The organism is Roseovarius spongiae, from assembly GCF_003651245.1.
Taxonomy (GTDB): Bacteria; Pseudomonadota; Alphaproteobacteria; order Rhodobacterales; family Rhodobacteraceae; genus Roseovarius; species Roseovarius spongiae.
Genome location: NZ_RAPE01000002.1, coordinates 595,668 through 609,186, shown reverse-complemented (window position 1 = coordinate 609,186; position 13,519 = coordinate 595,668). Strand labels below are relative to the sequence as shown.

Sequence of the window (13,519 nt, the reverse complement as noted above, 5' to 3'; positions counted from 1 at the left end):
TTGCCCCCGCTGCGGTTGCGGCTTCATGGAACGCCCGGCGGCCCTTTCGGGCAAGGGCAAAGCGGTGCTGCGCAACATATCGGAATTAATTTGCGATAAAATCGCAACTCCGGGAATCGCCATTGACCCGGCCGCCCGGAAGGTCGCCATTGGGCGCACGCCAACCCCGGGGAAAGGACGAAGATGAAATCGCAAACGCGCTGCGTGGTCATCGGCGGCGGCATCGCCGGATGCTCCACGCTCTATCACCTCACGCAGGAGGGCTGGAGCGACGTGATGCTGCTCGAGCGGGACGAGCTGACCAGCGGCACCACATGGCATTCCGCCGCGCAGGTCACGAATTTCGGCATGAACCAGACGATGGTAGGGCTGAAATCCCATTCCATCGCGCTCTACAAGAAGCTGCGCGACGATCCCGACTACCCGGTGGGCTATCATCACGGCGACGGCGGCATCCGGCTGGCCAACACCGAGGCGCAGATGGACGGTTATCGCCACTTCGCGTCTATGGCGCGCGGCATGGGGGTCACATTCGAGGTGATCGACGCCGCCGAATGCGCCCGGCGCCATCCGCTCATCTCGACCGAGAACCTCGTCGGCGGGCTCTGGGATGGCGAGGACGGCGACATCGACGCGGCGCAGCTCTGCCAGGCGCTCGCCTTTCACGCGCGCCGCGCGGGGGCCGAGGTCCACCGCAACACGCCCGTGACCGGCCTAACCCAGCATCGGGACCACAGCTGGACCGTGCACACCGCCAAGGGCGACATCCACGCCGAGGTGGTGGTGAACGCCTGCGGCTACCGCGTGAACGAGGTCGGCGCGATGATGGGCGTGCATCATCCCGTCGCCTCGATGGAGCACCAGTATTTCGTGACCGACGACATCCCCGCCATTGCCGAGGCCGGTCATCGGATGCCGCTCTTGCGCTGTCCGATCAGCGACTACTATTCGCGCCAGGAGAAGAACGGGCTGCTGGTGGGGTTCTACGAACAGGGCTGCAAGACGTGGGGGATGGACGGGATCAGCCCGGATTTCTCGAACGATCTCTGCCCGGACGACCTCGACCGGGTGATGGACGTGCTCGAAGGGGCGTTCGCGCGGATGCCGGTGCTGGCCGAAGTGGGGATCAAGCGGGTGGTGAACGGCCCGATCACCTACACGATCGACGGCGCGCCGCTGGTCGGCCCCGTACCGGGCAAGCGCAACGCCTTCTGCATCATCGGCCTGCGCGCGGGCCTTGGCGAAGGCGGCGGGCATGGCTGGCTGCTCGCCCAGCAGATCGTGCACGGCGAGGCCTGCTATGATACCTGGGGGCTCGATCCGCGCCGCTTTACCGGGCACGCCAACGTTGAGCTGACCGCGCTCAAGGCGGTTGAAGATTACCGCAACGAGTTCCGCTTTCACTTCCCGCATGAACATCGCCCCGCCGGGCGGCCCGCCAAGACCACGCCGCTTACCCCGATCCTCGCCGCCGAGGGGGCGGAGTTCACCGTGGTCAATGGCTGGGAACGCGCGGATTACTTCAAACCGACGCCGGATTTCCACGAAACGCCGAGCTTCCGTTTCACCGAAGCCTTCCCGGTGATCGCCGCCGAGGTCGCCGCCGTGCAGAACGCCGTGGGGCTTTGCGAGGTCAACGGCTTCAACCGCTATGAGCTGAGCGGCAGCGGCGTGCATGACTTCCTCGACCGGATGATCTGCGGCGCCGTGCCGCGCAAAGCGGGACGCGTGGGGCTGGGCTACCTGCTCAACCATCACGGCATGCTCAAGGCCGAGGCGACCGTCGCCGACCTGCCGGACGGGCGGGTCTGGTACGGCTCCGCCGCGGCCGCCGAATGGCACGACATGGACTGGCTGACGCAGCATCTGCGCGCGGACGAGGACGTGCGGATCCGAAGCCTCACCAACGACTCGACAATCCTCGTCCTCGCCGGGCCGAAGGCGCGCGCGGTGATGCAGGCGGTGAGCCGCGCGGACTGGTCGGCAGAGGCGTTCCCGTGGCTTTCGGTGCGCGAATGCTTCATCGGCATCGCGCCCGCCGTGGTCATGGGCGTCAGTTTCTCTGGCGAGCTGGCCTATGAAATCCACGTGCCCAACGCGCAGCTCTACGCCGCCTGGCTCGCGCTCCGCGCCGCCGGCGCGGCGCATGGGCTGCGCCTGTTCGGGGCGCGGGCGGTGGATTCGATGCGGCTCGAAAAAGGCTACCTGCACTGGAAGGCCGACCTGCTGACCGAATTCGACCCGTTCGAAACAGGCCTGGGGCGCTTCGTGCGCATGGACAAGCCCGATTTCATCGGCAAGGCCGCGCTGGCCGAACGGCAGGCCGCCGGCCCTCGCCACCGCCTCGTCTGTCTGCATGTTCACGGCGACGCGGCCCCGGCGCATGGCGGCGCGTCGGTTATGCGGGAAGGCCGCGTCGTCGGCACGATCACCTCGGGCGAGTGGGGGCACCGGGTGGGGATGAACCTCGCCTACGCCTTCATTGAGCCGAAGCTGGGCGCCGAGGGGACGGAGCTCTCCATCGACATCATCGGCGCGCTGACGCCGGCGACGGTGATCCCGATGGGCCCTTACGATCCGGCCCTCGCGCGGGTGCGCGCCTGAGGCGCGAAGACCCGCCCGAAAGGGTTGTTCGGACCGGGCGCGCCGCCATCACCGCGCGGCGGCGCTGACGCGCGGCCATGCCCTCGCTGCAAGGGGGGTATTCGCGCCCGCGCGTTGACAGACCGCGCGGGCGGGCCTCGCTCGGACGGCAAGGGCAAACCGCGCGATGGCGTCGCGCGGGGCTGCCCTGTTCCAAACCCATTTTCGTCCTGAACGCCCGGATGCCCGCGCCTCCCCCATGAGGGAGGCGTTCAACGTCATGAGGTAGCGCAATGATGCAGAACCCGTCCCTGTCCCCCGAGATGCCGGTCATCCGCCCGGATTCCGGCATGCTCTACATGATCGCGGCGATGCTGCTTCTGCCGGTGGGCGACACCTTGGCCAAGCTGCTGAGCGAGACGATGAACCCGCTCGGCGTGACCATGAGCCGGATACTGGCGCAGGCGCTGTTCCTGGCGCCGGTCGCCTGGGTGCTGCGCCGCCGGCTGCGGGGGTCCATGTTCTCGCCCGTGGTGGCGCTGTCGGGCGGGTTGCTGATCGTGTCGCTGACCAGCCTGATCACGGCCTTCACGGTCATGCCGATCGCCACCGCCATCGCCATCTTCTTCGTGGAGCCGCTGATCCTGACGCTGCTGGCCGGGCTGATGCTGGGCGAACGCGCCGGGCCGCGCCGGCTGATCGCGGTCGGCGTCGGGCTGATCGGCGCGCTGATCGTCATCCGCCCCGGCTTTTCCAGCTATGGCTGGGCGACGCTGCTGCCGCTGGTTTCCGCGGTGGTCTACGCGATCAACATGATCATCCTCAAGCGCGCCTCCGCCACGCGCTCGGCGCTGACGGTGCAATGCGGCGCGACGGTCTATGCCGCCCTGGGGCTGATGGTGATCACGGGCGGGCTGCACCTGGCGGGCATGACCGGGTTCACGCCGCAAACGGCGGACCTCCGCGTCTGGGCGCTGATCCTCTGCGCGGGCGCGGTGGCGGCGACGAGCTTCGTGCTGGTGGCCGAGGCCTACCGCAACGCGGACGCGACCGCGCTCGCCCCGTTCCAGTATCTCGAGATCGTGACCGCGACCGCGCTCGGCTTCCTGGTGTTCGGCGACTTTCCCGACGCGCTGACCTGGGTGGGCGTGGCGATCATCCTCGGCTCGGGCGTCTACATCTTCCACCGCGAGCAACTGTCGACCACCCGCGCGCCGCGCCGCAAGCGCGGCGGGCGTTAGGGGCGACGCCAGACGCGCATAAAGAAGGGGCGCCGCGTGGCGCCCCCCCAGTTTCGCCGGAACAGGCTCGATTGGTTCACCGCTCGGAAATTTATTGCCTGCGGCCTGTCCTGCGTTCAGGGCGAGCGCACCCGCCCCAAAACATGTTTCTCTCGCGCCGTCGCGCCCCCCTTAGCTGCACCCGCTCGTCGCGCCGCAGGTGTTGCACTTCATGCAGGTGCCGTTTCGGACCAGCGTGTAGTTGCCGCAATCGCCGCAGGCCTCGCCCTCGTAGCCTTGCATGCGGGCCTTGGTGCGCGCGTCAATGCTGACGCTGGCGGACGTGACCGTCGCGCTCGCGCTGACTGTCCCGCTGGCCGTTTCCGGCACGAGTTGCCCCAGCGCGGAGACGGGATCCTGGCCCGTCTCGACCGGCAGGGCGCCCAGCGATTGCCCGCCGTTCAACACGACGAGTTCCTGGGGCAGACGCTTGCGCAGATACCCGGTCGAGCTGATCTGCTTGAGCACCTCGAGCGACTTGCTGGCGGCGGCTTCGCTCATCTCGGAGATGTTGCTGACGCCTTCCTCCTCGCCGCGGCCGAGATCGTCGAAACTGTGGCCTTCGGGCTTCACATGCGCGAGATCCGTGCGGTCGAGATAGCTGACCGCGAGTTCGCGGAAGATGTAGTCGAGGATCGAGGTCGCGTTCTTGATGCTGTCATTGCCCTGCACCATGCCGGCGGGTTCGAACTTGGTGAAGGTGAAGGCGTCGACGAACTCTTCCAGCGGCACGCCGTATTGCAGGCCGACGGACACGGCGATGGCGAAGTTGTTCATCATCGCGCGGAAACCGGCGCCTTCCTTGTGCATGTCGATGAAGATCTCGCCCAGTTGCCCGTCGGAATACTCCCCGGTGCGCAGGTAGACCTTGTGCCCGCCGATGATCGCCTTCTGGGTATAGCCCTTGCGGCGTTCCGGCATCTTCTCGCGCTCGACCTTGACGACCTCCTTGACGATGACCTTCTCGACGATCTTCTCGGCCAGCACCGCCGCCTTTTCCTGCGGCGTTCCGGTTTCGAGCACATCGGCGGCCTCATCGTCATCCTCGACCAGCGCCGCGGCGAGCGGCTGGCTCAGCTTGGAGCCGTCGCGGTAGAGCGCGTTGGCCTTCACGCCGAGTGACCAGCTCAGCTCATACGCCTTCTGGCAATCCTCGATCGTGGCGTCATTGGGCATGTTGATCGTCTTGGAGATCGCGCCCGAGATGAAGGATTGCGCCGCGGCCATCATGGTGATGTGGCTGTCGACGTCGAGATACCGCTTGCCGCGGCGACCGCAGGGGTTGGCGCAGTCGAAGACGTGGTAATGCGCGGGGTCGAGATGCGGCGCGCCCTCGAGCGTCATGGTCCCGCAGACGTGATCGTTCGCCGCGTCGATGTCCGACTTGGAATAGCCCAGATGCGCCAGCAGATCGAAGGCCGGATCGTTCAGCTGCGCATGGGGCACGCCCAGCACGTTGGTGCAGAACTCGGTTCCCAGCGTCCACTGGTTGAAGACGAAACGGATGTCGAACGCCGTACCCAGCGCCGCGTCGACCTTGGCCAGCTCGTTCGGCCCGAAGCCGTGGCCGATCAGCGAGGTATGATTGACGCCCGGCGCGTTGCCGATGGTCCCGTGCCCGACGGCGTAGCTCACGATCTCTTCGATCTGCGCGCTGGAATACCCGAGTGTTTCGAGCGCCGCCGGAACAGAGCGGTTGATGATCTTGAAATACCCGCCCCCGGCGAGCTTCTTGAACTTGACCAGCGCGAAGTCGGGCTCGATGCCCGTCGTGTCGCAATCCATCACCAGCCCGATCGTGCCGGTGGGCGCGATCACGGTGGCCTGCGCGTTGCGGTAGCCGTGCTCTTCGCCCAGCTTCAGCGCCTCGTCCCAGCTCGACATCGCAAGCTCCACCAGCCGGCTGTGCGGGCAGTTGGCGAGGTCGAGCGGCACCGGTTTCACCGCGAGCCCCTCGTAGCCTTCGGTTGCGCCATAGGCCGCGTTGCGGTGGTTGCGCATGACGCGCAGCATGTGCTCGCGGTTGCGCTCATACCCCGCGAAGGGACCAAGCTCACCGGCCATCTCGGCGCTGGTGGCGTAGCTCACCCCGGTCATGATCGCGGTGAGCGCCCCGCAAAGCGCGCGGCCCTCGTCCGAGTCATAGCCCAGCCCCATGTTCATCAGGAGGCCGCCGATATTGGCGTAGCCAAGGCCCAGCGTGCGGAAGTCAAAGCTGCGCTGCGCGATTTCCTTGCTTGGAAACTGCGCCATCATCACGCTGATCTCGAGCGTCACGGTCCAGAGGCGCGTCGCGTGCATGTAGCTCTCGGCGTCGAACTTGCCGCCCTTGTAGAAGGTCAGCAGGTTCATCGAGGCGAGGTTGCAGGCCGTGTCATCGAGGAACATGTATTCCGAGCACGGGTTGGAGCCGCGGATCTCGCCGTCCTCGGGGCAGGTGTGCCAGGCGTTGACCGTGTCGTGATACTGGATGCCCGGATCGGCGCAGGCCCATGCGGCGTGGCCGACGTCCTCCCAGAGATCGCGCGCCTTGATCGTGCGGGCGACCTTGCCGTCGGTGCGGTTGATGAGCGCCCAGTCGCCGTCCTCCTCGACCGCCTTCAGGAAGGCGTCGGTCACGCGGATCGAGTTGTTGGAGTTCTGGCCCGACACGCTCGCGTAGGCCTCGGAGTCCCAGTCGGTGTCGTAGGTCGGGAACTCGATGCTGTCATAGCCCTGGCGCGCATAGTCCAGCACCCGCTTGACGTAGGTTTCCGGGATCGCCTGTTTCTTGGCGCCGCGGATGGCGTCCTTCAGTTGCGCGTTCTTCTTGGGGTCGACCGAATCCTCGGTGCTGCCGTCCCAGGCGCGGATCGCGGCGAAGATGTCGTTGAGCTTCTGCTCGTGCATCTTGCTTCCCGCGACGATGCTGGCGACCTTCTGTTCCTCGCGTACTTTCCAGTTGATGAATTCCTGGATGTCGGGGTGGTCGGCGTCGCAGATCACCATCTTGGCCGCGCGCCGCGTGGTGCCGCCCGACTTTATCGCGCCCGCCGCGCGGTCGCCGATCTTGAGAAAGCCCATGAGGCCCGAGGACTTGCCCCCGCCCGAGAGCGGCTCATCCGCGGCGCGCAGGGAACTGAAGTTGGTGCCGGTGCCCGAGCCGTATTTGAACAGCCGCGCCTCGCGCACCCAGAGATCCATGATGCCGCCATCGGCCACCAGGTCGTCGGCGACCGACTGGATGAAGCAGGCGTGCGGCTGCGGGTGCTCATAGGCGCTGGTCGAGCGGGTCAGCTTGCCCGTCTTGTGATCGACGTAGTAATGTCCCTGCCCCGGGCCGTCGATGCCATAGGCCCAGTGCAGCCCGGTGTTGAACCATTGCGGGCTGTTGGGCGCGGCCATTTGTTCGGCCAGCATGACGCGCATCTCGTCGTAATAGGCGCGCGCGTCCTCTTCGGTCGAGAAGTAGCCGCCCTTCCATCCCCAGTAGGTCCATGCGCCGGCGAGGCGATCGAAGACTTGCTTGGCGCTGGTCTCGCCGGTGCGCTGCACGTTGTCGCCGTCGGGAACCGAGCGCCACAGGAACTCGGGCACGCCCTTTTCGCGCACCCGCTTGAGCCGCACGGGAACGCCGGCCTTGCGAAAATATTTCTGCGCGATGACGTCCGAGGCGACCTGGCTCCACTTGGCGGGAACCTCGACGTTGTCGAGGTTGAAGACGACCTTGCCGTCGGGGTTGCGGATTTCCGACTGGACGGTCTTGAACTCCAGATCCGCGTAAGCGTCCTGCCCTGCCCTGGTGAATTTTCTTTCAATCTTCATGCTCGCTGCCCCATCGCTCAGCCCGATCCAAAAACCTACGCGGCGCGACGTTGCGCGCCTGCGCTCTCTCGATATCACCGGCCACGGGGCGCTCTGTCCGATCACGGCTATCGACCGCGATCGGCAATACCTGGCGTCGAACGCCTAGGTGTCTTGAGAAACTGTCCCTGCCCGACTGCGCCACACCATATCTAGTGGCCCTGCCGCCGGCTCACACAACTTGGCGTATTCGGGCATATCAGGTCAACGGGATTTTTACGGTTTGTTGACCAGAAAACAGTTGACCTTCGGACATTTCCGTCCTCGCGGAGGCGATCCCCGATTCATCCCCAGAACCGCCCACCGATGCCGCAACTGCATTGCTGCACCTGCACGGCACGGCAAAGGCCAGAGTTTCGGATGGTTTACGCGGATGGGCCAAGGGCAACCGCTTGCCTTGGCGGCAAAATCATCCACCGTCGGTCAACAGGAGGTTAACGAAAAACCGCCGACGAAAAATAATTCGGGGACGCGCGGGGGGCGACGCAGGGATGCAACACTGCCGCCCGGGGGCCGCCGTCGCAAGGGCGAAAATGCATGGGAAGCGCCCCTCGGGGCCGCGTGGTCGGGGCGGCGAGATTCGAACTCACGACCCCCTGTACCCAAAACAGGTGCGCTACCAGACTGCGCCACGCCCCGGACCACGGGCCTGTCTCTATCGCCGAATGGCGCGCTTGGGAAGGGCTATCGCGCAGGGATGCGTTCAGCAGGGCCAAGCTGCGCGGTCGGAGGCGAAGGCCGGGTGGCGCAGGACGCTGCCCCGGGTGATTCCCAGCCGCCGCGCCAGCCCGCCGTTGATCTCGAGCACGGCGCGCGTGTCATGGGGCCCGAAGATCGGAGACAAATCGCCCGGCGTCGCGTTGCTGTGCACCTTGCGCACCGTGCCGGTGGCGTCGAGAAAGATCATGTCGAGCGGGATCAGCGTGTTCTTCATCCAGAAGGCGACGCGCTTTTCATGGGGATAGACGAACAGCATGCCCGCGCTGCGCGCCAGGCTTTCGCGGTGCATCAGGCCCTGCGCGCGCTCGGCGTCGTCGTCGGCCAGCTCGACGGTAAAGTTCGCCTGCCCCCAATCGCCGCGCAGATCGACGCGGTCCTCGCGGCAAACATCCGCGGCGGCCGGGGTCGCGATCGTCAGCGCCAGCAGCGACGCCGCTATTGCTTTCCGGATTTCACCGCGCTTTCCCATCCGCACACCTCCGTCGCCATGCGGCCACGCTTACCATCTATCACGCGGATTGCCAGCGCCTCGCCCGGTTGCAGATCGGCAAGGCCCGACCGGCGCAGCACCTCGATATGCACGAACACGTCTTCGGGCTGCCCGAAGGTGTTGGCGAATCCGAATCCCTTGCCCTTGTCGAACCACTTGATGCGCGCCGGAACGAGCGGCGCGGCGCGGATCAGTTCGGGGTCGATCTCGTCGAGGTCGGCGAGGCCTGCGCCTTCGGATTTCGGGGGTTCGATGTGGTGAACCTCGACGGCCTGGACCCCACGGCTGGTATCCTGCACGTCGATCTCGATATCGGCCTCGTCTGCGATCGAACTCTGGCCGAAATTGCGAAGCACATTGGCGTGTAACAGTATGTCCGGACCGCCCTGGTCCGAGACCACGAATCCGAACCCCTTGACGGGATCGAACCATTTTACGCGCCCGCGCACCCTGCGCACAGTGTCTTCCATTAGAGCCGTTGTTCTCACATTCTTGATGACGTTACGTAATTCTAGCCGCTACGACCTTCGTAGATACACGGCTTCTCGGAAATCTCCAAGAACTGATTCTATGGGTGAATCGGCGGAAATACGCTGGCTCAGGGATTCAGGCGGGTGATTTTCCATTCACTTTCAACGCCTTCGCGACGCCACACGAACCTGTCATGCAGACGGAATTCGCCATCCGCCCAGAACTCTATTTCGACCGGCGTGATCTTGAAACCTCCCCAGAAGGGCGGACGGGGGGGATTCGTTCCATGCCGGGCCGAGACCTTGGCGACCTCCGCCATCAGCGCCGCGCGGCCGCCAAGCGGGCGCGACTGGCGCGAGGCCCACGCGCCCAGGCGACTCTTGAGCGAGCGCGACTTGTAATAGGCGTCGGCCTCGGGCCCCTCGAACCGCGCGACATTGCCGCGCACGCGCACTTGGCGGCGCAGCGATTTCCAGTGCATCACGAAGGCGGCCTTGCCGCTGTGGGCCAGTTCGACGCCCTTGGCGCTCTCGTAGTTGGTGTAGAAGACGAAACCGTCCGGCGCGATTTCCTTGAGCAGGACCATCCGGGCGTTGGGCAGCCCGTCCGCGTCCACCGTCGACAGCGCGATGGCGTTGGGGTCGTTCACCTCCCGCTCCGCGGCCTCGTCCAGCCAGCGCTGCGCAATGCGGAACGGGTCGTCCCCTTTGAATATCCCGGTCCGATTTGCCATCTGCATCGCTCCCTGCCCGCGGCGCCGCCGGGCGGCCCCGTGCGCATCTTCGCCTGCTTGCGCAGCACGCGCAAGCGGCAGGCGCGCCGAGGCTTGATGCGCCGCGGGGGATACCATAAGAAAACCGTGAAACAACGAAATGCGCCGGGAGCGGGACATGTCAAATCAACTGATGGCGGGCAAGCGCGGAGTGATCATGGGCCTCGCCAATGACAAGTCGATCGCCTGGGGCATCGCGCGGGCCTGCGCCGACGCAGGCGCGGAGCTCGCCTTCACCTACATGGGCGACGCCTTCAAGAAACGGGTGGAGCCGCTGGCCGCGTCGCTGGGCGCCGAGCACCTATTCGACTGCGACGTCTCCGACCCCGCCTCGATCGACGCGGCCTTCAAGGGGATCGAAGAGGTCTGGGGCAAGATCGATTTCCTCGTCCACGCCATCGGCTTTTCGGACAAGAACGAACTGCGCGGCCGCTATGTCGACACCAGCCGCGACAATTTCCTGCGCACGATGGATGTCAGCTGCTACAGCTTCACCGCCGTCGCGCAGCGCGCCGAAAAGCTGATGGATGACGGCGGCGCGATGCTTACCCTCACCTATTACGGCGCCGAGCAGGTCATGCCGCATTACAACGTCATGGGCATCGCCAAGGCCGCGCTCGAGGCGTCGGTGATGTATCTCGCCGAGGATCTGGGCCGCGACGGCATCCGCGTCAACGCCATCTCGGCCGGCCCGATCAAGACGCTGGCCGCCAGCGGCATCGGCGATTTCCGCTATATCCTGAAATGGAACGAACTCAACTCGCCGCTGCGGCGCAACGTGACCATCGACGACGTCGGCAAGGCGGCGCTCTACCTGCTGAGCGATCTGGGCAGCGGCACCACCGGCGAGACGCTGCATGTCGACGCAGGCTATCACGTGGTCGGCATGAAGGCGGTGGACGCGCCCGACATCGACGCCGCCGGCAAGGGCTAGCGCGGTGCTGGACGTCGCCACGGTCCTTTTGTTCAACGTCGCGATCCTGGGCGCGCTGGTCAGCCCCGGCCCCGCCTTCATCGTGATGATCCGGTCCTCCTTTGCCGGTGGCAGGCGGGCCGGGCTGCTGACCGGGCTTGGCCTGTCGGTCGCGGCGGTCGCGTGGTCGGCGCTGGCGCTGCTGGGGCTTGAGGTGGCGTTCCGCGCCGTGCCCGCGGCCTACATCGTGCTGAAGGTGCTGGGGGCTTGCTATCTTGTCTGGCTGGCGATCTCGCTCTGGCGCCATGCCGACCGGCCGGTCGAGAGCGTGCCGTCGGGCTTCGGGAATGGTTTGCGGCTGGGCCTGATCACCAATCTCGCCAACCCCAAGCTCGTCTTTCTCATCGCCGCGATCTTCTCCACCGTGGTTCCGGCCGGGCTGTCGGTGACGGCCAAGCTGCAACTGCTGGCCAACCACCTCGCGCTTGAACTGCTGTGGTATGCCTTCGCCGCTTTCGTTCTGACCACCGGCCCGATGCGCCGGGCCTATGTCGCCACCAAGGCCCGTTTCGACCGCTGCGCGGCGGTGGTGCTGGGTGCGCTGGCCCTCAGGATCGCAAGCTGACGCACAACCCACAAGGAACCCCGCCGATGATCACGCCCCTGCCCCACGAGAAAGGCTTTCACGTCAGCTGGGACCAGCTGCACCGCGACGCGCGCGCGCTCGCCTGGCGGCTGGACGGGCACGGGCCGGACGACGGCGCCTGGCGCGCGGTGGTGGCGATCACCCGCGGCGGCATGGCCCCGGCCATGATCGTCGCGCGCGAGCTCAACGTGCGCACCGTCGACACCATCAGCGTCAAGAGCTACGACAACCAGACCCAGGCCGAACCGCGCATCATCAAGTTCCCCGACATGGAGATCGTCGGCGACGGAACCGGCGTGCTGATCGTCGACGACCTCGTCGACACCGGCCGCACGCTCGAGGTGGTGCGCGCGCAGATGCCCGGGGCGCATGTCGCCACCGTCTACGCCAAGCCGATGGGCCGCCCGCAGGTGCAGACCTATATCACCGAGGTGAGCCAGGACACCTGGATCTTCTTCCCCTGGGACATGGCGCTGCAATATGTCGAACCCTATCGCGGCGCCTGACGCGAAGATCGCCCGCGAGGGCGGATGAGCACCACCGGAGACCCGCCATGGCACGCACCGCCAACACGTTCACGCCCCCCGTCATGGCGGCCTTCCGCTGGCTTGAGGGGCTGGAGTTTTCGCCCGACCACCCGCTCATCAACGTGAGCCAGGCCGCGCCGGTCGAGTCCCCGCCCGAGGGGCTGCGCCGCGCCATCGCCGAGGCGGCGATGAGCGAGGGCGACGCGCATCTCTACGGGCCAGTCCTCGGCAACGACGCCCTGCGCGCGGAACTGGCGCACTGGTGGGGCGCGGCCTATGGCGGCGCGCTCGAGCCCGGAAACGTCGGCATCACCTCGGGCTGCAACCAGGCCTTCTGCGCTGCCATCGCCACGCTCTGCGACCAGGGCGACGAGGTCATCCTGCCGACGCCGTGGTATTTCAATCACAAGATGTGGCTCGACATGAACGGGGTGCAGAGCGTCCCGCTGCCCACGGGGGCGGACCTGCTGCCCGACCCCGAGCGGGCGGCGTCGCTCATCACCTCAAGGACGCGCGCCATCGTCCTGGTGACGCCCAACAATCCCGGCGGCGTGGAATACCCGGCCGAACTGGTGCGCGCCCTCTATGAACTCGCGCGCGAGCGTGGGATCGCGCTGATCATCGATGAGACCTACCGCGATTTCGACGCCCGCGCCGGCGCGCCGCACGACCTCATGACCGACCCCGACTGGGCCGACACGCTGATCGCGCTCTATTCCTTTTCCAAGGCCTACCGGCTGACCGGCCACCGGGTCGGCGCGATGATCGCCTCGCCCGCGCGGCTGGCCGAGGCCGAGAAGTTCCTCGACTGCGCCGCCATCTGCCCCAACCAGCTGGGCCAGATCGGCGCACTCTGGGGGATGCGCAACCTCGGCCAGTGGCTCGCCGGGGAGCGGGCCGAGATCCTTGAGCGCCGCGCGGCGATTCACGCACACATGCCCGCGCTCGCGCGCGAGGGCTGGTCGCTGATGGGCTGCGGCGCCTATTTCGCCTACCTGCGCCATCCCTTCGCCGAAAGCTCGGACGCGCTCGCTCCGAAACTGGTGCGCGAGGCGGGCGTTCTGCTGTTGCCGGGCACGATGTTCACGCCCGCCGGCGACCCGATGGGCGCGCGCACGTTCCGGGTGGCCTTCGCCAACGTGGACCGCGCCGGGATCGGCGCGCTCGCCGGGCGTCTGGCGGGGCTGGGCTGGCCCCTTGCCCCGGCCCCGGCCAGCGCGTAGACAGTGCCGGACCCAGCGTTTCCCGGCGCCGGAACCCGCATGCGAAAGAGG

At 66.6% G+C, this 13,519-nt stretch carries 11 protein-coding genes and 1 tRNA gene; 7 read left to right on the top strand and 5 right to left on the bottom strand.

Annotated elements, in window-relative coordinates; all coding sequences use genetic code 11:
- The first annotated feature begins 25 nt into the window (after positions 1–25).
- From D6850_RS19460 to D6850_RS09660, 3 genes are all read left to right on the top strand, one after another.
- Entirely contained in the window at positions 26–187 is a 162-nt protein-coding gene (locus D6850_RS19460) for a hypothetical protein (RefSeq protein WP_166434033.1), read from the top strand.
- The gene (locus D6850_RS09665; RefSeq protein ID WP_121166248.1) at positions 184–2,604 is read left to right on the top strand and encodes a GcvT family protein; all 2,421 of its coding nucleotides are present in this window, start codon (positions 184–186) and stop codon (positions 2,602–2,604) included. The genes D6850_RS19460 and D6850_RS09665 overlap by 4 nt, the downstream gene beginning before the upstream one ends.
- Positions 2,605–2,879: 275 nt before the next feature.
- Complete coding sequence (locus D6850_RS09660) at positions 2,880–3,824, top strand: DMT family transporter (protein ID WP_245964144.1); 945 nt, start codon at positions 2,880–2,882, stop codon at positions 3,822–3,824.
- Positions 3,825–3,995: 171 nt separating this feature from the next.
- On the opposite strand, the gene D6850_RS09655 is transcribed toward D6850_RS09660, so the two are convergent.
- The 5 genes from D6850_RS09655 to pdxH form a co-directional block, all read right to left on the bottom strand.
- Positions 3,996–7,667 carry a vitamin B12-dependent ribonucleotide reductase gene (locus tag D6850_RS09655; protein ID WP_121166246.1) on the bottom strand — a complete coding sequence of 1,224 codons (3,672 nt, stop codon included), beginning with the start codon at positions 7,665–7,667 and terminating at the stop codon, positions 3,996–3,998.
- 601 nt (positions 7,668–8,268) lie between these two features.
- Positions 8,269–8,345 (bottom strand) — tRNA-Pro (locus tag D6850_RS09650).
- A 64-nt stretch (positions 8,346–8,409) separates the two neighbouring features.
- Entirely contained in the window at positions 8,410–8,895 is a 486-nt protein-coding gene (locus tag D6850_RS09645; RefSeq protein ID WP_121166244.1) for a DUF192 domain-containing protein, read from the bottom strand.
- Positions 8,862–9,386 carry a cold-shock protein gene (locus tag D6850_RS09640; protein WP_121166242.1) on the bottom strand — a complete coding sequence of 175 codons (525 nt, stop codon included), beginning with the start codon at positions 9,384–9,386 and terminating at the stop codon, positions 8,862–8,864. The genes D6850_RS09645 and D6850_RS09640 overlap by 34 nt, the downstream gene beginning before the upstream one ends.
- Positions 9,387–9,514: 128 nt before the next feature.
- Entirely contained in the window at positions 9,515–10,120 is a 606-nt protein-coding gene (pdxH, locus tag D6850_RS09635) for a pyridoxamine 5'-phosphate oxidase (RefSeq protein WP_121166905.1), read from the bottom strand.
- Between the two features lie 157 nt (positions 10,121–10,277).
- On the opposite strand from pdxH, the gene fabI reads away from it, so the two are divergent.
- The 4 genes from fabI to D6850_RS09615 are packed head-to-tail and all read left to right on the top strand — an operon-like array spanning position 10,278 to position 13,468.
- Positions 10,278–11,093: an enoyl-ACP reductase FabI gene (fabI, locus tag D6850_RS09630; protein WP_121166903.1), complete on the top strand. Its 816-nt coding sequence runs from the start codon at positions 10,278–10,280 to the stop codon at positions 11,091–11,093.
- A 4-nt stretch (positions 11,094–11,097) separates the two neighbouring features.
- Complete coding sequence (locus D6850_RS09625; protein WP_121166240.1) at positions 11,098–11,697, top strand: LysE family translocator; 600 nt, start codon at positions 11,098–11,100, stop codon at positions 11,695–11,697.
- A 26-nt stretch (positions 11,698–11,723) separates the two neighbouring features.
- The gene (gene gpt, locus D6850_RS09620) at positions 11,724–12,224 is read left to right on the top strand and encodes a xanthine phosphoribosyltransferase (RefSeq protein WP_121166238.1); all 501 of its coding nucleotides are present in this window, start codon (positions 11,724–11,726) and stop codon (positions 12,222–12,224) included.
- Positions 12,225–12,271: 47 nt separating this feature from the next.
- Positions 12,272–13,468 (top strand): aminotransferase, encoded by a 1,197-nt coding sequence (locus tag D6850_RS09615; RefSeq protein WP_121166236.1) that lies wholly within the window; start codon positions 12,272–12,274, stop codon positions 13,466–13,468.
- The last annotated feature ends 51 nt before the right edge of the window (positions 13,469–13,519 follow it).